We start from the raw sequence: 18,568 nt of genomic DNA, 5'->3' as shown, positions 1-18,568 counted from the left end.
CCCGTCACCGGCCATGCCTGAGGCACCTTGCCACCCACCTTGCGGGTCGACCCAGAGGTGACCCGCAACGTGGGTGGGTGACCCCGGCCCGGACGGCTTCGGGGGGCGCGTCCGGGGCAGGGTCAGCGCAGGCCGAGCGACTTCACCAGTTCGGGCGAGACCTGCCGCGGCGACGCGAGTTCGCCGGGCTTGCCCTGGCCCTCCAGGGACGTCGCCACCAGCCGTCGACAGCCGAATGCCTCGGCCGTGTACGAGAGCACGCCGCGGTCGTTGTCGGTGAACCGCAGGACGTACGTGGGGCCCAGTTCCTTGGTGCACATGTTCGGCTTGTTGGTGACCGGCTTCGCGCTGTTCACCAGGGCGAAGAGCTCGGTGGCCTGCTTGCCGTTCCGCTTGGTCGTGACAGTGGCGTAGTCCTGGCCGGTCGCCTGCGCGTCGTACTGGCAGATCGTCACGCTGACGGCCTGGAACAGCGACTTGGCCGATCCCTTGCCCCAGACGGTCTTCTCGACGGACGCGCGGACGGCGGCGATGGTCTCCGGGCAGTCCATGCTCGGCGTACCGCTGGGGGAGGGGGTGGGCAGAGTTGGCGGGGTGCCGGGGGTGGTCGGCGTTTCGCTGGGCTGGGCGGCGGATCCGCTGGAGTCCTCGTTACCGCAGGCGGCGGTGAGTCCGAGAACTGCCACGACGATCGACGCTCCGATGAGGCCCCGTGTCCTTGATGCACTCACGACTCGGTCCTTCCGGGTTGGGCAAGGCCCCATCATGATCGAGGCAGATCTCACTGGTCGTGGCAGAACTGTCACGGTGGGGCGTCTATCAGGTCACGAGGCGAATCGAGTGCCAAAAGTGGCAGATCTGTAACGCGCGCGGACTGTACCGACCGCTGGAATGGGATGATCTGCCGGGCAACCGGAGAAAGGACGGACGTGGGCAAGAGGAAGAACGCCACCGAACTCGCTCGCAGAGAACGCGAAGAGTGGCAGTTGGGTCAGGACTGGGCGCGCTGGCTGATGGGCGGCAACACTCCGCAACCCCTCACGCTGTACGGGATCGTCCTGGAGCCCGGGGAGACCGCCTATCTGCAGACGTCCGTGCACTACGCGCGGCTGTACGGCGGGAGCGGGCGGTACTCGACCACCGGTGGTGTCTACTTCGGTCGGCCCGGCATGGTCCTCGGACTGATGGCCGCGACCGCCGCCGTGAACGCCAGCAAGAAGGCAGCGGCCCGCCGGGACATGCAACTGCTCTGGCGCGATCTGCAGGAAGTGCCGCTGATCGCGACGAACTACCGGCTGATGTGCCATCTGCCGGCGCGCGGCTGGCTGAGCTTCTACTACACCGCGGTGCAGGAGTTCTATCCCGATCCGGCGAACTGGACCCTCACCTTCGGCTTCCAGAACGCGGAACCACTGCGGCTCGGTGGACTTCCGATGCCGACCCTCTCCGTCCTGACTGCCTGGACCGTGCTCGGCGACCGCTGGCAGACGGAGCCCGGGATCGCGCCGTTGGTCCAGGGGGCGACCGCGCCCCAACAGTTGCCCGAGAGCCAGGCGCAGGGTCAGTTGGAGGGTCAGCAGCAGGACCTGCCGCGAATTCCCGGCCAGGACTGATTCCCCTCCGGACTGATTGCGCAGCCGGACTGATCAGGCGGCTCGCGTAATCTTGCAGGCATGACGAGCCCGTACGAAGACGACGAGCCGCTGCTGCCCGACCAGACCAGCGACGACGACCCGCGCGGCTGGGGCGAGAGCGGCTCCGACCACAACGATGACGACGAACGCATCCTCCGCGAGGTCCCGCCCCACCACCAGTGATGGCCTCGCTCTTCCTGGTCCATGGCGGTCTGTGGGACTCCATGGATGCAGAACATTTCTGGCGTACTCCGGGGATCGTGGCGGGCCTGGAATCGCACGGCCTCACGGTCCTGGCGCCTGATCGCCCACGGTTCCCCAGCGGGTGGGATCAAGAGGTCGTCGAGCTCGGGGCACGCCTTCCTTCAGAGCCAGTCACGGTCGTCGGGGCGTCCAACGGCTGCACGGTGGCTGCGCTGCTGGCGCTGGCGTATCCACAAGTAGTCGAACGGCTTGTCCTGGCGTGGCCGGCGACGGGTGGGGACACCTTGGTGGACATCCGGACCCAGACGGGATTGCTAGAGCGCGGAGCCTCCGAGATCGTGCTCAAGGGATTGCTCCGTGCGGAGACCTTGCGTGGTGTGAAGGATTCCGAGCTGGCCGGGCTTGGAATCCCGGTGGCCGTGTTGCCCTCGGTGCCGGAGAATCCATCGCATCAGCGGAAGACAGTCGACGCATTGCTGACGCTGATTCCCGGAGGCCGGGAGTTGTCTGGCTGCCCGGAGCCGCCCACTCCGGATTTCCCGCCGCATCGGGACGAGTTGGTCGCGACACTGGCGTCCTTCGTGAACTGATCGGGGTTCGCCGGGCGTAGTGGGTGGTCAAGGTGTCGGAGGGGAGTTCGTGATGGAGTTGCGGGCGTTCGAGGGTGAGCACTCGGCTTTGGTGGCGGGGTGGGCGAGCTCGGCGCAGGAGGTGTCGCTGCTCTCCGGGCGGAATGAGTTTCCGTTCCCGGCTGAGCTGATGACCAGTTGGCGGAAGGTCGCCGACGACATTCGTGCCTACTTGTACTTCGACGGGGAGAACCCGATCGCGTACGGCGAACTGTGGCTCGATGACGACGAGGACGAGGTCGAACTGGCCAGGATCATCGTCGCTCCGGAGTTTCGGGGGAAGGGGATCGGGACGGAGTTCGTTCGGGCTTTGCTCGTTCCGGCCCTGGATGCGGGGTACGCGGATCTCTTCCTTCGGGTGCGTCCTGACAACGAGCCGGCGATCCGCACCTATCTGCGCGTCGGCTTCACTCCGGTCGACGAGGCTCTCGTCGCCGAGTGGCACGCACCTCAGCCGATCGACTACGCCTGGCTCCAGTACCCCACCAAGCCGTAGAGACCGCAAAACCGCCTGGACCGACGACTCGGGACCTGCTCCGCACCCCGGCCCAGGCGGTGGCGGCTCAGCTCCGGGCGCGCAGGGCGTCGCGGATCTCGGTCAGCAGTTCCTGGTCGGTGGTGAGGGTGTCGGCCTCCGGCTCCTCCCCGCGCCTGCGGCGCTCGTTGAGCTTGTTCAGCGGCAAGACGATGACGAAGTAGATCGCGGCGGCGACGAACAGGAAGTTGATGATCTCCTGCAGGATCAGCCCGATGCTGAACTGGGCCTCGTTGATGGTGAAGTTGCCGACCCCGGTGAGGTCCGGCTCGCCGAAGATCGCGGCGACGAGCGGGTTGATCAGGCCGTCGACCAGGGCGGTGACGATCCTGCCGAACGCGGCGCCGATGACGACCGCGACGGCCAGGTCGACGACGTTGCCCCGCATGATGAACTCTTTGAAGCCCTTGAGCATTTCTGTTGCCTCCACGATGCGGGGCCCACTGGACCCGCGGCGGTCAGTACCCGCAAAAGGTAGGACCATCGCAGGGGTCAGGCGGGCTACCGCGCCGCACGGCTACGGATCGCCGTCGGGCGTGTCCGACACGTGATCATCCGGCGCAAGAACGGCTGCCGCTAACTCGTGTCGGGAGTCAGTGCGACGGTGATCCGGGTGTTCGCGGTCGCTTGGGCGACGCGGCTGACGACGTCGGAGCGGGCCGCGATCACCACCAGCGCGCCCGAACTACTGGCAGCAGACCTGGAGGGCAGGGCGACCACCGCGACGGCTCGGGCCAACTGGTTGGCGGAGTCCGCGGCGGTACTGGTCGCGGCGTACAGGTCTATTCGGTCGCCGACGTGGAGGAGCGAGACGATCTCGGCATCGTCGAGGCGCAGGGGATAGGCGAGCAGGTCGCCGGCGAAGGCGCTGGGGGATAGGAAGCGCGCGTCAGTCAGCGGTTCGCCTGAGCGCACAGGGCCGGCGAGAACGCGTTTGGCGACCTCGGCTCCGGGGCGTAGAGCGCCGGAGGGCACGACTGGCGCAGGGAGTTGCAGCGTTCGTAGGTCAGCCGCGGCCGGTCTCGCTCCGCCAGGCAGATCGCGGGCGGCGCCGAGGACGGCGACGGTAGGAGGAGGGGCAGGGGACAGGGCGACCAGCCCGAAGTAGACAGCAGCCGCGGCGGACAACCCGGCGAGTAGCCGGCGGTGCCAGCGGGCGGCCTTCAGGACATCGCGCAGTAGAGAATTCGTTCGGCTCATGCCAGAGAAGGTACGAGCCTTCGAAGGCCTGATCCCCGTTGTCCACAAGGGGATTTCAGGCCGGCAGGATCAGGCGGCGCTGCTCTTGCTGCTCGACGACGACCCGTTCGAAGACGAGCCATTCGAAGACGAGGCGCCCGATGACGAGCTGCCCGAAGAAGATCCACCCGACGAGGAACCGCCGGAGGACGAAGATCCGGAGTCCGACGAGGACGAAGAAGAAGAAGCCGACTCGCTCTTGGCAGGCACTGTCGAGGTGCCGGATGAGCGGCTGTCGGTGCGGTAGAAGCCCGAGCCCTTGAAGACGACGCCGACCGCGTTGAAGACCTTGCGCAGCGTCCCCTCGCAGGACGGGCACACCGTCAGCGCGTCGTCGGTGAAGCTCTGGCGAACCTCGAGCGAGTTGCCGCACTCGGTGCACTGGTACTGGTACGTCGGCACGTGATTCCCCTTCAGGCTTCTGGCACTCCTACTACTCGACTGCTAATAATGCGCCACGGGCCCGAAGTATTCCAACTTCGGGCCCGCAGTTTGTGGTCTAGGCCACCTGGCGCCTCACGGAGAAGTTCCAGCACCCGGCGATCACGTTCCGCACCTGGACCACCGCCACCGAAGGATCGTCGAAGAGCCGCTTCAGTTCCCCCTCACTCTCACCCGGCTCGGCGAGCACGCCGTCCAGCATCAGCCCGGCCGCGTCGTACGGGCGCAGTACCGCACGTCGGTCGGCGAAGTCCGCCGGGAACGACGATCCGGAGTACCCGGGGCACTCGTCGGCGTGCACGAACACCGGGCCGACCTCGGCGTACGGGCCGCCGAGGGACGACGGGCGGTAAGCGATCAGCGCGACCTGGTCACCGTCGCGGGAGAGCGTCAGGCAGCAGCGCAGGGGAGCGCCGGCGCCGGCCGATCTCACCACCAACGGGTTGCCGAAGTCGTCGTGGCCGTTGCAACGGATCCGGTCCAGGTCGGCCGGCGGGACAGGAACGAACTCGAGCTCAGTCATGCCCGTAGAACGCCGATCCGGCCGGTTCTGTGAGGGGTCAGCCGGGATCAGCATTTGGGGTGCGGGGCGGCATTCTCTAAGTTTGGTCCGTGCGTCGCCTGCTGAGGGTCATCATCCTGTCCGGAATTGTGCTCACCGCCCTGCTTCTGGTGGTGGCCGGCACCGGGATCTTCGTGGTCCGTCACTCCTTCCCCACGTACGACGGAACGGTGGAGCTGCCGGGTCTCGACGCGGACGTGGAGGTGGTCCGCGACGCCAACGGCATCCCGCAGATCTACGCGGACAAACCCGGCGACCTGTTCGCCGCGCAGGGCTACGTCGCCTCGCAGGACCGCTTCTTCGAGATGGACTTCCGCCGCCACGTCACCTCCGGGCGGCTGGCCGAGCTGTTCGGCAAGGACGCGCTCGAGACGGACAAGTTCATCCGCACGCTCGGCTGGCGCCGGGTCGCGGAGAAGGAGCTCGGCCTGCTCACGCCGGCGACCCGGCAGTACCTCGACGACTACGCGCGCGGCGTCAACGCGTACCTGAACACCCACTCCGGCTCCGGCCTCAGCCTCGAGTACGCCGTACTGTCGCTGAAGGGTACGGACTATCGCCCCGAGCCGTGGACCGCGGCGGACTCGCTCGCCTGGCTGAAGGCGATGGCGTGGGACCTCGGCGGCAACATGGACGAGGAGATCGCCCGGACCAAGCTGGCCGCGTCGTTCCCCGCCCGCAACATCGCGAGCCTCTACCCGCCGTACCCGTACGACCGGAACGAGCCGATCCTGTCGACCGCGGCCGTGGACCAGGACGGGCAGTTCACCACCAGTCCGGTGGAGTCCGTGGCCAGGCGCGGCATGCTCACCAAGGACCTGCTGAAGTCGCTCGACTCGGTGGAGAAGGTCGCCAGGGGGCTGCCGCAACTGCTCGGTCGCGGCGACGGCATCGGCTCGAACTCGTGGGTCGTGTCCGGTGAGCACACCACCACCGGCAAGCCGCTGCTCGCCAACGACCCGCACCTCGGCGCGACCATGCCGGGTATCTGGACGCAGGTCGGCCTGCACTGCAACCAGGTGACCGCCCGCTGCCCGTACGACGTGTCCGGGTTCAGCTTCTCCGGCCTGCCCGGGGTGGTGATCGGGCACAACGGGGCGATCTCGTGGGGCTTCACCAACCTCGACCCCGACGTGACGGATCTGTACCTGGAGAAGTTCAGCGGCGACGGTGTCGTCTACAACAACCGGGTCGAACCGCTGAAGACCCGGAAAGAGACCTTCAAGGTGGCCGGCGAGGACAAGGAGGAGACGATCACCGTCCGGGAGTCCCGGCACGGGCCGATCATCTCCGACGTCGGCGAGGACGAGCGCGAGGCCGGCAAGCTCGCCGCGAAGGACAAGAACCCGCAGCCGTATGGGGTCGCGATCCAGTGGACCGCGCTCACCCCGGGCCGCACCGCTGACGCGATCTTCGCGCTCAACCGGGCCCAGAGCTGGAAGGCGTTCCGCGCGGCCGCGACCCTGTTCGAGGTGCCCTCGCAGAACCTCGTGTACGCCGACCGCGAGGGCCACATCGGCTACCAGGCGCCCGGCCGGATCCCGATCCGCAACCTCGGCATCGGCGACTGGCCGGCGCCGGGCTGGGACCCGCGGTACCACTGGAAGGGCTACATCCCGTTCCAGGCGATGCCCACCGAGTTCGACCCGGCCGACGGGGTGATCGTGACGGCGAACCAGGCCGTCGTACCGAAGTCGTACCCGTACTACCTGACCAACGACTGGGACTACGGCTACCGGTCGCAGCAGATCCTCGACCGGATCCGCGCGGCGGGCAAGCTCGACGCCAACGCGATGGCGTCGATCCAGCTGGACACGAAGAACCGCAACGCCGAACTGCTGGTGCCGTACCTGCTGCAGATCGGGATCGACGACGACTTCGACAAGCAGGGCCAGGACACCTTGCGCGGCTGGGACTTCACCCAGCCGGCGGACTCGGCGCCGGCGGCGTACTTCAACATCGTCTGGCGCAACCTGCTCGCGCTGACCTTCCACGACCAGTTGCCGGAGGCGACCTGGCCGGACGGCGGCTCGCGCTGGTTCGAGGTCGTCCGCACGCTGATGTCGCAGCCGAACAGTTCTTGGTGGGACAACACGACCACGCCGCAGCGGGAGAACCGCGACGACATCCTGCGCGAGGCGCTGATCGACGGTCGCGCCGAGATCACCACGAAGATGGCGCGGGACCCCTCGCAATGGCAGTGGGGGCGGCTGCACAAGCTGACCCTGACGAACCAGACGCTGGGCAAGTCGGGCATCGGCCTGGTGGACAAGCTGTTCAACCGAGGCCCGTGGGAGTTGGGCGGCGGCTCGTCCACGGTCGACGCGACCGCTTGGGACGCGGCCGACGGCTACACCGTGACCGCGACCCCGTCGATGCGGATGGTGGTCGACCTGTCCGACTTCGACAAGTCCCGCTGGATCAACCTGACCGGCGTCTCCGGGCACGCGTTCACCGAGAACTACGTCGACCAGACGGACCTCTGGGCGCGCGGCGAGACCCTGCCGTGGGCGTTCACCAAGGGCGCCGTCGAGGCCACCCGCCAGCACACCCTCACCTTCACCAGACCGGAAGGTTAAGCGCCGAGGCGGACGAGTCGGGACGGCGTCAGAGCCGCGTGGACCGGCCGGTCGTGTGGATCGGACGGTAGGGAATCAAGGATCTCCCGCTCGTGTACGACGGCCCAAAGCGGCGTACCGGGGGAGACGCGGGCCAGCGCGCGGTCGTACGAACCACCTCCACGACCCAGCCGTACTCCGCTGAGGTCCACCGCCAGCGCGGGGCAGATCACCAGTTCCGCACTGGTGATCGCGTCGGCGCCCAGGTCCATCGGCGGCTCCGACAGCCCGAGCCGCCCAGGCACCAGGTCGGCCGCGCCCGGGGCCAGACCCCAGCCGAGGTCGTTGTCGGCGTACAGAACCGGGAGCAGAACCTCGCGGCCGGAGGCGAGCAACCAGTCGATCAGTGGCCCGGTCTGCGGTTCTGGGCTCATCGAGAGGTACAGCGCGATCCGGCGGGCCGCGACGACCTCGGCCTGCTCGCGCGCTACAGCGAGTAGCCCTTGGCCTGAGGCGATGGCCGATGCCCGGCGTGCGGCCAGCAGTTGCTGGCGGAGGGCGGCCTTGGGGGAGAACACAGAGTGATCCTACGGACCGGGAGTGACGCAGTTAACGTCGCCTTTGCACTCAGTCCCCTAGTGTTGGGACATGAGTGAGGCAGGACTTCGGCAGGCCCAGGAGAAGATGCGCGCCGCGGGGGCAGCGGATGCCGCGATCAAGGTCTTCTCGCACTACTACCGGTTGCTCGAGTCGGGCCAGCAGGGCACGATCCGCGAGGACGACATCGAGCCGGTGGGGGAGCTGCCGCACCTCGAAAACCTGGACACCGACGCGGACTCGATGCGGGCCGCGCTCGCCGAGACCGTGGTGATCAAGCTGAACGGCGGCCTCGGCACCGGGATGGGCGTCACCGGGCCGAAGTCGGCGCTCCCGGTCAAGGACGGGCTGAGCTTCCTCGACATCATCGCGCGGCAGATCCTCAGCACCCGCAAGACCTACGGCGTCGACCTTCCGCTGGTGCTGATGAACTCCTTCCGCACCAAGGAGGAGTCCCTCGCGGTGCTGAGCGAGTACCCCGACCTCCCGGTCGACGGGTTGCCGCTGGACTTCCTGCAGAACATGGAGCCCAAGCTCCTCGAGGACGACCTGACCCCGGCCGAGTGGCCCGCCGATCCCGAGCTCGCCTGGTGCCCGCCGGGGCACGGCGACCTCTTCACCGCGCTGGTCGCGTCCGGCACGCTCGACGCGCTGCGCGAGAGGGGCTTCCGGCACGCGTTCATCTCGAACGCGGACAACCTCGGCGCCACCCCGGACGGTCGGATCGCCGCCTGGATGGCCGAGCACGACGTGCCGTTCGGGATGGAGGTCTGCCGCCGGACCCGCTCGGACCGCAAGGGCGGCCACGTCGCGGTCCGGAAGTCCGACGGCCGGCTGATCCTGCGCGACAGCGCGCAGGTGCACCCCGACGACACCAGGTCCTTCCAGGACGTCACCCGGCACAAGACGTTCAACACCAACAATCTGTGGATCGACCTGGACCGGCTGGCCGAGCTGATGGACGGCCACGACGGCATCCTCGGCCTGCCGATCATCGTGAACCACAAGACGCTCGACCCGGCCGACCCGGACTCGCCGAAGGTGATCCAGTTGGAGACCGGGATGGGCACCGCGATCGAGACGTTCGAGGGGTCCCAGGCGGTGATCGTGGACCGCAGCCGGTTCAAGCCGGTGAAGACCACGAACGACCTGCTGGTACTGCGCTCCGACGTGTACGAGCTCGACGAAGCCGGTGACCTGACCACCACGCACGAGGGCGACGACCCGTACGTCGATCTGGACCCGGAGTACTTCAAGATCCTGGCCGACTTCGAGGCGCGGTTCGAGGCCGGGCCGCCGTCCCTGGTCCGGGCCGACCGGCTCGAGGTCCGCGGTGATGTTGCCTTCGGCAAGGACGTGGTCGTCGTCGGGGACGTCGAGGTCGAGGCTCCGGCCGGCCGGCGGAAGGTGATCGCCGACGGGACCGAGCTTCGTGGATGACGTCTGGATCCGGCCGCTCGAGCCGTACGACACGGACGAGGCAGCCGGCGTCTGGTGGCGTTCGCGGCACGCGGTGGGATCGCAGTTGCCGCCGGCGATCCACAGCGAGGAGCAGGTGCGCGGGTGGTTCGCCGACGTGCTGCTGCCCGACGGACAGACCTGGGTCGCAGTGGACGACGGGCGGATCGTCGCCGTCCTCACGCTCGACGGTGACGACCTGGACCAGCTGTACGTCGAACCGAAGGTAGCGGGGAAGGGAGTCGGCTCGACGCTCGTGGACCTCGCGAAGGACCTCCGGCCGGGCGGACTCGCTCTGTGGACGTTCCAGAGCAACACCCGGGCCCAGGTGTTCTACCAGCGACACGGGTTCACCGAGGTACGGCGTACCGACGGGGCTGCCAACGAGGAGCGGGTGCCTGACGTACGCATGGTCTGGGGCGCCCACCCGGAACGACTAGAGTCTTCTGGGTGAGACGGAGCGTTGACGAGCATCTGGAAGTTGTACTCGGCCGGGTGAGCCCGCTGCCGCCGTTCGAGCAGCCGCTGATGGAGGCGCTCGGGCTGGTGCTGTGCGAGGACGTCTTCTCGCCCGTGAGCCTGCCGGGCTTCGACAACTCGGCCATGGACGGGTACGCCGTCCAAGCGGCCGATCTGGCCGGTGCCTCCCAGGAGAACCCCATCACCCTGCCCGTGGTCGGCGAGATCGCCGCCGGGCGGAGTGAGCCGATCGTGGTGACAGGCGGCACCTGCGTACGGATCATGACGGGCGCGCCGATGCCCCGCGGCGCCGACAGCGTCGTACCGGTCGAGTGGACCGACGGGGGAGCCGCCACGGTCCGGATCACGCAGACCCCCGCGCTGGGAGCGTCCGTACGGTGGGCCGGCGAGGACCTGCGGGCGGGTGACAAGGTGATGGACGCCGACACCGTGCTGGGCCCGCGGCAGATCGCAGTACTCGCGGCGGTCGGCCGGGCCCGGGTCAAGGTCCGGCCGCGGCCCCGGGTGGTCATCGTGTCCACCGGCGCTGAGCTCCGCGAACCGGGCTCCCGGCTGGGCGAGGGGCAGATCTACGACTCCAACAGCTACACGCTGGCCGCGGCGGCTCGCCAGGCGGGCGCGGTGGTCTACCGGGTCGGCATCGTCGACGACGACCCGAAGAAGATCATGGACACGCTGTCGGACCAGTTGGTCCGGGCAGACCTGGTGATCACCTCCGGTGGCGTCAGCAAGGGCGTGTATGACGTGGTGAAGGAAGTGCTGACCAAGCTCGGCACGATCGACTTCCCCGAGGTCGCGATGCAGCCGGGCAAGCCGCAGGGGTTCGGCGTGATGGGCGACGACGAGGTGCCGATCTTCACGCTGCCGGGCAACCCGGTGTCGGCGTACGTGTCCTTCGAGGTGTTCGTCCGGCCGGCGCTGCGCAAGCTGATGGGGGCGATGCCGTACCGCCGCCAGGCCGTCCAGGGAGTGGTGATGGACGCCTTCACCTCACCGCCGGGGCGGCGACAGTTCGTGCGCGCCGCGGCCACCTCCGGCGACGAGGGGTGGATGGCCAGTACAGTCGGCGGCCACGGCTCGCACCTGCTCGGCGGGTTGAGCCGCTCGAACGCGCTGATCGTGGTGCCCGAGGACGTCACCGCCGTCCGGGCCGGCGACCAGGCGGAGCTCTGGCTGCTGGACGAGGAGACCGGATGACGGAATCAGCTGGTGGGCTGACCCATGTGGACGCCACCGGTGCCGCGCGGATGGTCGACGTCTCGGCCAAGGACACCAGTGCCCGCCGGGCAGTTGCCTCAGGCAAGGTCTATGTCTCGGCCGAGGTGGTCGCCGCGCTGCGCGGTGAAGGCGTGCCGAAGGGCGACGCGCTGGCGGTCGCCCGGATCGCCGGGATCATGGGAGCGAAGCGGACGCCCGACCTGGTCCCGCTGTGTCACCCGATTGCGATCACCGGCGCGAAGGTCGACCTGGAGGTGGCCGACGACGCAGTACTGATCGTCGCCGCCGTGAAGACCACCGATCGGACCGGGGTGGAGATGGAGGCCCTGACCGCCGTGGCCGTGGCCGGACTCGCCGTCATCGACATGGTGAAGGCGCTCGACCCGGCGGCCGTGCTGTCCGACGTACGGGTGGAGCTGAAAGAAGGCGGTAAGACCGGGCACTGGGAGCGGCCGTGAGAGCCCTTGTCGTCAGCATCTCGAACCGCGCCGCCGCCGGTGTCTACGAGGACACCACCGGCCCACTGATCGCGGAACGCCTGTCCTCGTGGGGTTTCGCCGTCGACGGCCCCCAGGTAGTGCCCGATGGCGCTCCTGTCGGAGAAGCCTTGGTCGCGGCAGTCGCAGCGTCGTACGACGTGGTGGTGACCACCGGCGGCACCGGGATCTCGCCTACGGACGAGACACCGGAGCGTACGAGGGCCGTGCTCGAGCTGGAGATCCCTGGTATCGCCGAGGCCATCCGTGCTTATGGAGTAGCCCAGGGAGTGCCTACCGCTTCGCTGTCCCGCGGTATGGCCGGTGTGGCCGGCAAGACGGTGATCGTGAACCTCCCTGGTTCGCGGGGCGGCGTGAAGGACGGGCTCGTCGTACTGGAGCCGCTCCTGCGCCATGCGGTCGAACAGGTGCACGGCGGAGACCATCCGAGGACGGACCAGGACTGATGGCCGTCGTGCACTGGCCCGTGGAACTCCAACACGGGCAGGTCGGCCTTCGACCGCTGAAGGCCTCGGACGGCGCCGAGTGGAGCGCCGCCCGGCAACGCAACATCAGCTGGCTCCGCCCCTGGGACGCCACCCAACCGCCCGGCGCCGAAGACGGCGCGCGCACCTTCCGTTCCATGGCTCGCGACTGGAACCGCCAAGCCCGCTACGGCCGGATGCTCCCCTTCGTCATCACGTACGCCGGCGCCGCCGCTGCGGGGAGTCGCGCCAAGCGGCCCCTGGTCGGGCAGTTGACGGTGTCGGGGATCACCTATGGCTCGGCGCGCTGGGCCAACCTCGGCTACTGGGTGGACGAGCAGTACGCGGGCCGCGGGATCGTGCCGACGGCTGTCGCGATGGCGGCCGACCACTGCTGGTTCAACCTCGGTCTGCACCGCATCGAGGTAGCCATTCGTCCCGAGAACAAGGCGAGTTTGCGAGTCGTGGAGAAGCTGGGCTTCCGCTATGAAGGCGACCGGCCGCGCTTCCTGCACATCGACGGGGAGTGGCGCGACCACCGGATCTTCGCCCTCAACGCCGAGGAAGTAGGCCCTGGTCTGGTAGCGCGCCTGCGCTGATCACCCTGCGTGCTTATTCACACCAGTCACACGAGTCTTCTTGCGACACACCGGCGCACGTACCGGAACTGACCCTCCCCTGGTCTTAGCGTCGTCGCATGGGGACGACAGGGCTGATCTATGTGGCGATCGTCGCCGCGTGGGCTGCCTACCTCGTCCCGATGCTTTTGAAGCGCAACGACGAGGTGAGCAGGCGCCGCTCGGCGGAGATGTACTCGTCGTCGGCTGCCCGCGTGCTGTCGCGGCAGACCGACGTCCAGGCTCGCGCGCGCTACGTAGTACGACCTCCGTCGGCGCCCGGTACCACGGATGAAGCGGTCACGGCTGATCCATCGCCGCCGACGCGATACGTTCCGAACCGAGCCCGCCGGGTGGCCGCTATGCGCCGCCGGCGGGTGCTGTCGATCCTGACCCTTTCACTGTTGTCGGTGACCGCGCTGGCCGGCCTGGGCATGCTGCTCTGGTGGACCGTCGCGATCCCGGCCACGCTGATCGTCACCTTCGTCGTACTCACCCGGGTCCAGCTCCGTCGCCAGGCCCGCGAGCGCGTCGCCCTGGCCGCCGAACGCCGTGCCCGCGCCGAGGCCCACCACGACCGCGGCCCGGCAACAGCCCCGGCGTCGTCCCCGGACCACGAGATGACGATCGAGGTCAAGCTCCCGGTCGCGCCCGAGCAGCTCGTCGTGGAGAAGAAGCCGGAGCCGCCGGAAGGCCTGTGGGACCCAGTCCCGGTGACCCTGCCGACGTACGTGATGAAGGAAAAGGCCCCCGACCGGTCCGTCCGCACCATCAGCCTGTCCGGCCCAGAAGTCTTCTCCTCAGCCCGTACCGCGGACCCCGACCTCGAGTCCCGTCCCGTCGTCCCCGAACCGGCCCCGGCCCCCGTCGAACAACCCGAAATCCGCCGAGCCGTAGGCGACTGACCCACCCACCACCCACGAGCTGACCGCCCTCCCGGGCCGGTCGGCTCGCGGCTTTCCGGACCCGCCACGTGCCCTCGGGACGCAGGCGGGCCCAGTTTCAGAGAGCGACCATCTGCGTGTTAGAGTTTCGCGGTCGCAAGGCACCACCGTGACAACCTGGGGCTGTGGCGCAGTTGGTAGCGCGCCTCGTTCGCAACGAGGAGGCCAGGGGTTCGAATCCCCTCAGCTCCACCAGGACGGTCTTACTCGAACCGACGGCGAAATAATCGCTGGCGGAATCGAGCCGGTCCGTCCCGGTAACGATCCGAAGACGCCCAGTGTCCGCACTGGGCGTCTTTTGTGTTGTCGGGGTCTCGGTGCCCCGTTGGGTCTGTGCGGCCGTCTCAGGGCCATCTGGCGGCGTCGATCGCAGGTATTGGGCGAACCGGTGAAGATCGTCGACCGGTGGTTGGCGTTCGTCGGTCACCAGGCCGTGTTCGTCACAGTAGAGCCGGGTGTAGAAGGCTTCAGTTAGTAGTCTGCGCACTTCGTCGGTCGTCCGCCTGTACAACTCCTGGGGATCCCGGAGTAGCTCAAGGTACTGCCGCAGCACTTCAGCGCCTTCGACGAGATGTTGGGTGGTTCGCTCCAATCGATCTTCGGCACTCGCTCGATCGATGCGGATCTTGCCGAGTCGTTCTGCGATCTTGGACCGTGGTAGGTCGCCCGACTCGACGAGATCCAGCAGTCGTTCCTCTCGTGTGTCGAGATCTTTGAGTTGCTTTTGGAGCCGCTTGTGCGTGAGCAAGACAGTGGTCTGTTCCTCGTCCATAACGGCTCGAAGCTGGGTTGCGATCTGTTCGATGTACTCCTCAGCAATCTGGAGCTCGGTGTAGTGGTCGAGGATCGCGCGTTCGATCGTCTCAGCGTGCAGGTGGGGGAGGTCGCAGATGCCTTCTTGTCGCCCACGGCAAAGGAAGTAGCTGTAGCGGTTGCCACTTCTGCCAGTTGCCTCTGTGTAGATGAGGCGAGAGATGCGGCCGCCGTTGTGACAACGTCCGCAGAAGAGGAGCCCGTTCAGGTAGTGATCAAGCACGCGGTCGCGCTGTCCTGATCCACTTCGCGCCTCTAGGGCATCTTGGAGTTGATCGAATAGCTGCTTGCTGATCAAGGGGTCGTGGTTTCCCTTGTGGATCTCGCCTTTGTACGGCAAGAGCCCCACGTAGTAGGGATCGCGCAGCATCCGGTGGAGTTTGCTCGTCGATACCGGCTGGAGTCTTGGGTGTCTGGTGGATGGCCGCGTACGAAGGCCGAGGTCTTCCATCGTCTCGTACAGGTGCTCGATCGAGTACTTCCCCGTTGCGTAGTACTCGAAGGCAAGTTTCACGAGCGGTCCTCGCTCGGGATCGATGTCGATGCTGTTGACCATGCGGCCGTCCATGTCGATCCGGGTGTTGAGGTAGCCGAGGCGTGCTCTGCCTACGGTGCCGCCGTTCTTGGCTTTGTGCAGCATCTTCATGCTGATGTCTTGGCCGGAGAGCTTGTTCTGGACATCGTTCATGATGTCGGTGAAGCCCTCCATGGCTCGTGCCATGATGCCGTCGCCGAAGTCTTCTCGCGCCGACACCAGCTTGACGCCGAGCTGGTCTAGTGCCTCGTCCAGAAAGGTTGGGGTCGTAACCCGTGTCGGGTTGACCGGTTCGGCGGTGGGTGTGGAGGCTTGCTGGCGGAGGTGGTGATGGCTCGACAGCCTGAGGTGTTCGTCCGTTCGCTGGAACCGGAGGAAGCGCAGCGTCTGGTGAAGATCACGCGGACCACGAAGGATCGGGTGCGGCTTCGCCGGGCCGGGATCGTGCTGGCGTCGGTTCAGGGTCGGAGCGCCGCGGAGGCGGCGGCGATGTTCGCGATGAAGCCGCAGTACGCGCGGGAGGTGATCCACGCGTTCAACGAACAGGGGTTCGCGGCGCTGGACCCAAAATGGAGCGGGGGCCGTCCGCCGAGGTTCGGCCCCCCGGTTCGTGAGACGGTCTGCCGGGTCGCCAAGACCCCGCCGACCAAGCTCGGCCGCCCGTTCACGACGTGGAGCCTGTCCAAGCTGGTCGAGTACCTGGCCGAGGCAAAGAAGATCACCATCAGTGTCGAGTCGGTGCGCCAGATCCTCCGCAAGGCCGGTATCAGGTGGCAGGCGACCAAGACCTGGAAGGCCAGCCGGGACCTCGACTTCGCGGCGAAGATGGCCCGTGTCCTCGACCTGTACGACCATCCACCGGCCGACGCCCGGGTGATCTGCGCCGACGAGTTCGGCCCGTTGAACCTCCAGCCCCGCCCCGGCCGGGGATGGTTCCCCACCCGACGCCCGGCGCGGCCGCGCGCCACGTACAACCGGACCGGCGGGGTGCGGCACATGTTCGCCGCGCTGGACCTGGCCACCGGGCAGATGTTCTACCGGTTCCGCGACCGCAAACGCTTCACCGAGTTCCTCGCCTTCCTCAAACGACTCCGCGCCCGGTTCCCGGCCGGGAAGCTCTACATCGTGTGTGACAACTACTCGCCGCACAAGAAGGCCGAGGTCGTCGACTGGTGCGACCTCAACGGGGTCGAGCTGGTGTTCACCCCGAGCAACGCGTCCTGGTTGAACTGGATCGAGTGCGAGTTCACCGCCCTGCGCTACTTCACCCTCGACGGCAGCGACTACCAAAGCCACACCGCCCAGGAGACCGCGATCGCCGGCTACGTCCGCTGGCACAACAAACGCGCCCAACCCAAACGACACTTCGCCATCGACTCCAAGATCCGCCGACCCGATTACCTACCCAACGTTGCTTGACGAGGCACTAGAGCAGATCGTCCACGAGGGACCATGGACGGTCGAAGAGACCTGCCGGGCGTTTGAGGTCCGGGCACAGCAGATGCATGAGTCGTTGTCGCCGCGCCAGCTGGCGCGGTGGATGCGTGGCGATGTCGGTCAAGCGAGGCCGGTCGCGCAGCGCGTTGCTGAAGCGTTCTGGGGTCACCGTTTCGAGGTTTTGCTTGGCTCGCCGCAAGAGTTGTCTGAGTTCGAGCACCGCAGCGGAACGGCCGCGCCCGGCCTATCCGTTGACGTCGAATCGTTGGAGGCAGCGGCAGTCATGGCCGCCCACGAGAGTTTTGAACACGCAGCCCGAATCGCCGGCACTGTTGACTCGGACGACATTTCGTTGCTCCAAGAGTCAGTCCTAGAACTCGCCCGCGGTTACCAAACCAAACCCCCGTTGCAGTTGCTAACCGAAGCTCGGCATATTCGCAACGTCGCGTACCTGTTGCTCGACAAGACCAGACGTCCCGCACAGACCAGCGAGCTCTACCAGGTAGCAGGACAAGCATGCGGGCTGCTCTCGGTCGTCGCATTCGACTTGGCACGGTGGGATGCCGCCGAAGAACAAGCCCGCTCGGCGCGAACCTACGCCGAGCTGATCGGGGACGCTGACCTAGAAGCGTGGTCGCGGGGCACGCAGGCGCTCATCGCCAACTGGCGCGGACAGAGTCGTCGGGCGATCGACCTCATCGCGAGCAGCATCGACAACGCACCGGCTGGTGTTTCGACGGCGCGACTGCGAGCAATCGAGGCACGGGCGTGGGCAGAGCTTGGGCGTCCGGATCAGGTGAAGGAGTCTTTGCGCCTGGCGGACGTCGAGATGGAACAGCCGCGAGACAACGAGTTGTACGGCGCAAAGGGCGGTGAGTTCGGCTGGGGTGCTAGCCGCCACGCCGCCTGCGCGGGCACCGCGCTTCTGACGGTCGGCCAAGGTGAATCGGCCGTGACCCGGATCAGCGACGCGATCGCTCTCGTGTCTGAGGATCCGCTGGGCGGGTTAGAACCAGCCCGTGCACAGGTTGATCTGGCAACGGCCGAGCTCCTGGCCGGACGGCTCGACGCAAGTGTTGACGCTCTCGACACTGTGTGGCCGATTCCCGCGCCGCATCGCCGACACGGCATAACGGGACGCATGGAGCAACTCGCTCGGCGCCTCACTGGTCGGGACTGGCGCGAGACGTCTGAAGCCGTCGACCTGCGAGATCAGATCGAGGTCTTCAACGCCGAGGCGGTTTCTCGTTTGGCGCTACCGAGTGCCTGACGCTTGGGCCTTGTCCCAAGCGGCGAGTAGTTCCGATTCTCGCTCTGGCCGCATGCCGTGATCGGCTTGCCGTGGGTGCTCGACTAGGCCGTCCCGATCCAGTGCCGACTTGAAGTCTCGCAGCGTGTCTGCGAGAGGTCGACATACGAGGCCAGCCCCTGCCGCACGCCGGCCGTCGACCCGCCACGTACCTTCGGGCATCCGCCACAAGGGGATCTCAGTCCACTGTCCGACGCCGTGCTCATCTAGCCACTGGGGATCTGCCCAGACCGGTTGAGCGCGGTGGGTCAAGTCCAGCGGGGTGGTGTAGCGGTTGTGTCGCGTGATCCTCTGGTTGGTTAGGCGCTGAGCGCCGGGATGTCGGTGTCTGTGGTGGTCTCCTGTGTGGTCTCGATGAGGGCGAGTCGGGACTTGGCGAGGACGTCGAGGCCGAGGT

19 protein-coding genes, 1 tRNA gene and 2 pseudogenes are annotated in these 18,568 nt (G+C 67.4%); 15 read left to right on the top strand and 7 right to left on the bottom strand.

Translation table 11 applies throughout. The annotated features are described in order from the left end of the window. Window positions 1-122: 122 nt before the first annotated feature. Window positions 123-686: a hypothetical protein gene (locus tag ACFPJ1_RS28255; RefSeq protein WP_380108480.1), complete on the bottom strand. Its 564-nt coding sequence runs from the start codon at window positions 684-686 to the stop codon at window positions 123-125. A gap of 243 nt (window positions 687-929) precedes the next feature. Here ACFPJ1_RS28255 and ACFPJ1_RS28250 point away from each other — a divergent pair, with 243 nt between their 5' ends. The 4 genes from ACFPJ1_RS28250 to ACFPJ1_RS28235 are packed head-to-tail and all read left to right on the top strand — an operon-like array spanning window position 930 to window position 2,963. Beyond that, window positions 930-1,613 (top strand): hypothetical protein, encoded by a 684-nt coding sequence (locus ACFPJ1_RS28250; protein ID WP_380108478.1) that lies wholly within the window; start codon window positions 930-932, stop codon window positions 1,611-1,613. 60 nt (window positions 1,614-1,673) lie between these two features. Then, window positions 1,674-1,817: a hypothetical protein gene (locus ACFPJ1_RS28245; RefSeq protein WP_380108477.1), complete on the top strand. Its 144-nt coding sequence runs from the start codon at window positions 1,674-1,676 to the stop codon at window positions 1,815-1,817. 41 nt (window positions 1,818-1,858) lie between these two features. Beyond that, window positions 1,859-2,428, top strand: a complete 570-nt coding sequence (locus ACFPJ1_RS28240; protein ID WP_380108476.1) for an alpha/beta fold hydrolase — start codon at window positions 1,859-1,861, stop codon at window positions 2,426-2,428. A gap of 52 nt (window positions 2,429-2,480) precedes the next feature. Continuing rightward, window positions 2,481-2,963, top strand: coding sequence for a GNAT family N-acetyltransferase (locus ACFPJ1_RS28235; protein ID WP_380108474.1), 483 nt, complete (start codon window positions 2,481-2,483; stop codon window positions 2,961-2,963). A gap of 67 nt (window positions 2,964-3,030) precedes the next feature. Here the strand turns inward: ACFPJ1_RS28235 and mscL are convergent, their stop codons facing one another. The 4 genes and pseudogenes from mscL to ACFPJ1_RS28215 all read right to left on the bottom strand — a co-directional run bounded on the left by mscL (window position 3,031) and on the right by ACFPJ1_RS28215 (window position 5,205). Beyond that, window positions 3,031-3,432, bottom strand: a complete 402-nt coding sequence (mscL, locus tag ACFPJ1_RS28230; protein WP_380108473.1) for a large conductance mechanosensitive channel protein MscL — start codon at window positions 3,430-3,432, stop codon at window positions 3,031-3,033. A gap of 146 nt (window positions 3,433-3,578) precedes the next feature. Beyond that, on the bottom strand, window positions 3,579-4,202 hold the full coding sequence (locus ACFPJ1_RS28225; RefSeq protein WP_380108472.1) for a CpaB family protein: 624 nt from the start codon (window positions 4,200-4,202) through the stop codon (window positions 3,579-3,581). 162 nt (window positions 4,203-4,364) lie between these two features. Further along, window positions 4,365-4,643: pseudogene (locus tag ACFPJ1_RS28220) on the bottom strand (FmdB family zinc ribbon protein); the annotation flags it as partial. A gap of 97 nt (window positions 4,644-4,740) precedes the next feature. Beyond that, entirely contained in the window at window positions 4,741-5,205 is a 465-nt protein-coding gene (locus ACFPJ1_RS28215) for a DUF1203 domain-containing protein (RefSeq protein WP_380108469.1), read from the bottom strand. Between the two features lie 89 nt (window positions 5,206-5,294). Between ACFPJ1_RS28215 and ACFPJ1_RS28210 the strand changes: the two genes are divergently transcribed. Then, on the top strand, window positions 5,295-7,823 hold the full coding sequence (locus ACFPJ1_RS28210; protein WP_380108468.1) for a penicillin acylase family protein: 2,529 nt from the start codon (window positions 5,295-5,297) through the stop codon (window positions 7,821-7,823). On the opposite strand, the gene ACFPJ1_RS28205 is transcribed toward ACFPJ1_RS28210, so the two are convergent. Then, on the bottom strand, window positions 7,820-8,380 hold the full coding sequence (locus tag ACFPJ1_RS28205) for a 5-formyltetrahydrofolate cyclo-ligase (protein WP_380108466.1): 561 nt from the start codon (window positions 8,378-8,380) through the stop codon (window positions 7,820-7,822). The two genes, ACFPJ1_RS28210 and ACFPJ1_RS28205, sit on opposite strands and share 4 nt — an antisense overlap. Before the next feature lie 70 nt (window positions 8,381-8,450). On the opposite strand from ACFPJ1_RS28205, the gene ACFPJ1_RS28200 reads away from it, so the two are divergent. The 8 genes from ACFPJ1_RS28200 (at window position 8,451) to ACFPJ1_RS28165 (ending at window position 14,272) form a co-directional block, all read left to right on the top strand. Next, window positions 8,451-9,839, top strand: coding sequence for a UTP--glucose-1-phosphate uridylyltransferase (locus ACFPJ1_RS28200; RefSeq protein ID WP_380108464.1), 1,389 nt, complete (start codon window positions 8,451-8,453; stop codon window positions 9,837-9,839). Further along, window positions 9,832-10,311 carry a GNAT family N-acetyltransferase gene (locus ACFPJ1_RS28195; RefSeq protein WP_380108463.1) on the top strand — a complete coding sequence of 160 codons (480 nt, stop codon included), beginning with the start codon at window positions 9,832-9,834 and terminating at the stop codon, window positions 10,309-10,311. Before ACFPJ1_RS28200 ends, ACFPJ1_RS28195 begins: the two co-directional genes overlap by 8 nt. Continuing rightward, on the top strand, window positions 10,308-11,534 hold the full coding sequence (gene glp / locus ACFPJ1_RS28190; RefSeq protein WP_380108462.1) for a molybdotransferase-like divisome protein Glp: 1,227 nt from the start codon (window positions 10,308-10,310) through the stop codon (window positions 11,532-11,534). Before ACFPJ1_RS28195 ends, glp begins: the two co-directional genes overlap by 4 nt. Continuing rightward, entirely contained in the window at window positions 11,531-12,013 is a 483-nt protein-coding gene (gene moaC / locus ACFPJ1_RS28185; RefSeq protein ID WP_132288888.1) for a cyclic pyranopterin monophosphate synthase MoaC, read from the top strand. Before glp ends, moaC begins: the two co-directional genes overlap by 4 nt. Beyond that, the gene (locus tag ACFPJ1_RS28180; RefSeq protein WP_380108460.1) at window positions 12,010-12,498 is read left to right on the top strand and encodes a MogA/MoaB family molybdenum cofactor biosynthesis protein; all 489 of its coding nucleotides are present in this window, start codon (window positions 12,010-12,012) and stop codon (window positions 12,496-12,498) included. The genes moaC and ACFPJ1_RS28180 overlap by 4 nt, the downstream gene beginning before the upstream one ends. After that, window positions 12,498-13,115 (top strand): GNAT family N-acetyltransferase, encoded by a 618-nt coding sequence (locus tag ACFPJ1_RS28175; RefSeq protein ID WP_380108458.1) that lies wholly within the window; start codon window positions 12,498-12,500, stop codon window positions 13,113-13,115. Before ACFPJ1_RS28180 ends, ACFPJ1_RS28175 begins: the two co-directional genes overlap by 1 nt. A 98-nt stretch (window positions 13,116-13,213) precedes the next feature. After that, window positions 13,214-14,038, top strand: coding sequence for a divisome protein SepX/GlpR (gene sepX, locus ACFPJ1_RS28170; protein ID WP_380108457.1), 825 nt, complete (start codon window positions 13,214-13,216; stop codon window positions 14,036-14,038). Between the two features lie 158 nt (window positions 14,039-14,196). Beyond that, window positions 14,197-14,272: transfer RNA gene (locus ACFPJ1_RS28165), tRNA-Ala, on the top strand. Between the two features lie 697 nt (window positions 14,273-14,969). Here ACFPJ1_RS28165 and ACFPJ1_RS28160 read toward each other — a convergent pair. Further along, window positions 14,970-15,446 (bottom strand): annotated as a pseudogene (locus ACFPJ1_RS28160) (recombinase family protein); the annotation flags it as partial. A gap of 309 nt (window positions 15,447-15,755) precedes the next feature. On the opposite strand from ACFPJ1_RS28160, the gene ACFPJ1_RS28155 reads away from it, so the two are divergent. Together ACFPJ1_RS28155 and ACFPJ1_RS28150 are read left to right on the top strand one after the other, a co-directional pair. Beyond that, window positions 15,756-16,844: an IS630 family transposase gene (locus tag ACFPJ1_RS28155; RefSeq protein WP_380108455.1), complete on the top strand. Its 1,089-nt coding sequence runs from the start codon at window positions 15,756-15,758 to the stop codon at window positions 16,842-16,844. Then, entirely contained in the window at window positions 16,837-18,132 is a 1,296-nt protein-coding gene (locus ACFPJ1_RS28150; RefSeq protein ID WP_380108454.1) for a hypothetical protein, read from the top strand. Before ACFPJ1_RS28155 ends, ACFPJ1_RS28150 begins: the two co-directional genes overlap by 8 nt. The last annotated feature ends 436 nt before the right edge of the window (window positions 18,133-18,568 follow it).

It is taken from the genome of Kribbella qitaiheensis (assembly GCF_042657745.1).
GTDB lineage: Bacteria > Actinomycetota > Actinomycetes > Propionibacteriales > Kribbellaceae > Kribbella > Kribbella qitaiheensis.
Note: the sequence above shows the minus strand (reverse complement) of the source record. Positions and strands in the feature narration are given on the sequence as shown.

Excerpts from the sequence above, each read along its gene's own strand:
- sepX (WP_380108457.1), top strand. The coding sequence starts at position 13,214 with ATGGGGACGACAGGGCTGATCTATGTGGCGATCGTCGCCGCGTGGGCT.
- ACFPJ1_RS28175 (WP_380108458.1), top strand. The coding sequence starts at position 12,498 with ATGGCCGTCGTGCACTGGCCCGTGGAACTCCAACACGGGCAGGTCGGC.
- ACFPJ1_RS28235 (WP_380108474.1), top strand. The coding sequence starts at position 2,481 with ATGGAGTTGCGGGCGTTCGAGGGTGAGCACTCGGCTTTGGTGGCGGGG.
- ACFPJ1_RS28215 (WP_380108469.1), bottom strand. The coding sequence starts at position 5,205 with ATGACTGAGCTCGAGTTCGTTCCTGTCCCGCCGGCCGACCTGGACCGG.
- ACFPJ1_RS28200 (WP_380108464.1), top strand. The coding sequence starts at position 8,451 with ATGAGTGAGGCAGGACTTCGGCAGGCCCAGGAGAAGATGCGCGCCGCG.
- ACFPJ1_RS28225 (WP_380108472.1), bottom strand. The coding sequence starts at position 4,202 with ATGAGCCGAACGAATTCTCTACTGCGCGATGTCCTGAAGGCCGCCCGC.
- ACFPJ1_RS28155 (WP_380108455.1), top strand. The coding sequence starts at position 15,756 with ATGGCTCGACAGCCTGAGGTGTTCGTCCGTTCGCTGGAACCGGAGGAA.
- ACFPJ1_RS28245 (WP_380108477.1), top strand. The coding sequence starts at position 1,674 with ATGACGAGCCCGTACGAAGACGACGAGCCGCTGCTGCCCGACCAGACC.
- ACFPJ1_RS28240 (WP_380108476.1), top strand. The coding sequence starts at position 1,859 with ATGGATGCAGAACATTTCTGGCGTACTCCGGGGATCGTGGCGGGCCTG.
- moaC (WP_132288888.1), top strand. The coding sequence starts at position 11,531 with ATGACGGAATCAGCTGGTGGGCTGACCCATGTGGACGCCACCGGTGCC.